Here is a 1,663-nt window from a genome sequence, read left to right as displayed (position 1 = left end):
CTGTGCAGGTTTCCGTATTATTCCTTAGAAAGGAGGTGATCCAGCCGCAGGTTCTCCTACGGCTACCTTGTTACGACTTCACCCTAATCATCTGCCCCACCTTAGGCGGTTGGCTCCCGAAGGTTACCGAACCGACTTTGGGTGTTGCAAACTCTCATGGTGTGACGGGCGGTGTGTACAAGGCCCGGGAACGTATTCACCGCGGCATGCTGATCCGCGATTACTAGCGATTCCGACTTCGTGCAGGCGAGTTGCAGCCTGCAGTCCGAACTGAGAATGGCTTTAAGAGATTAGCTTGCTCTCGCGAGTTCGCAACTCGTTGTACCATCCATTGTAGCACGTGTGTAGCCCAGGTCATAAGGGGCATGATGACTTGACGTCATCCCCACCTTCCTCCGGTTTGTCACCGGCAGTCTCGCCAGAGTGCCCAACTAAATGCTGGCAACTGACAATAAGGGTTGCGCTCGTTGCGGGACTTAACCCAACATCTCACGACACGAGCTGACGACAGCCATGCACCACCTGTATCTGCGTCCCCGAAGGGAACGCCTAATCTCTTAGGTTAGCACAGTATGTCAAGACCTGGTAAGGTTCTTCGCGTAGCTTCGAATTAAACCACATGCTCCACCGCTTGTGCGGGCCCCCGTCAATTCCTTTGAGTTTCAACCTTGCGGTCGTACTCCCCAGGCGGAATACTTAATGCGTTAGCTGCGGCACTGAAGGGCGGAAACCCTCCAACACCTAGTATTCATCGTTTACGGCATGGACTACCAGGGTATCTAATCCTGTTCGCTACCCATGCTTTCGAGCCTCAGCGTCAGTTACAGACCAGACAGCCGCCTTCGCCACTGGTGTTCTTCCATATATCTACGCATTTCACCGCTACACATGGAGTTCCACTGTCCTCTTCTGCACTCAAGTCTCCCAGTTTCCGATGCACTTCTCCGGTTAAGCCGAAGGCTTTCACATCAGACTTAAGAAACCGCCTGCGCTCGCTTTACGCCCAATAAATCCGGACAACGCTTGCCACCTACGTATTACCGCGGCTGCTGGCACGTAGTTAGCCGTGGCTTTCTGGTTAAATACCGTCAACACCTGAACAGTTACTCTCAGATGTGTTCTTCTTCAACAACAGAGTTTTACGAGCCGAAACCCTTCTTCACTCACGCGGCGTTGCTCCATCAGACTTTCGTCCATTGTGGAAGATTCCCTACTGCTGCCTCCCGTAGGAGTTTGGGCCGTGTCTCAGTCCCAATGTGGCCGATTACCCTCTCAGGTCGGCTACGTATCATTGCCTTGGTGAACCATTACTCCACCAACTAGCTAATACGCCGCGGGTCCATCCAGAAGTGATAGCCGAAACCATCTTTTAAACTGAAACCATGCGGTTTCAGTTGTTATGCGGTATTAGCACCTGTTTCCAAGTGTTATCCCCCGCTTCCGGGCAGGTTACCCACGTGTTACTCACCAGTTCGCCACTCATCCAATGCTGAAAATCAGTGCAAGCACTTCAATTCAGCGGGATGCGTTCGACTTGCATGTATTAGGCACGCCGCCAGCGTTCGTCCTGAGCCAGGATCAAACTCTCAATTTATGATTGTTTGTGACTCATTAATATTACTAGCGAAATTGACTTCGCAAATTACATTTGATATCAGCCGAA

At 51.5% G+C, this 1,663-nt stretch carries 1 rRNA gene; it reads right to left on the bottom strand.

The annotated features are described in order from the left end of the window. Window positions 1-28: 28 nt before the first annotated feature. Window positions 29-1,594: ribosomal RNA gene (locus HC026_RS12265) — 16S ribosomal RNA — on the bottom strand. Window positions 1,595-1,663: the final 69 nt, after the last annotated feature.

This window comes from Secundilactobacillus angelensis (assembly GCF_012641075.1).
GTDB lineage: Bacteria > Bacillota > Bacilli > Lactobacillales > Lactobacillaceae > Secundilactobacillus > Secundilactobacillus angelensis.
Note: the sequence above shows the minus strand (reverse complement) of the source record. Positions and strands in the feature narration are given on the sequence as shown.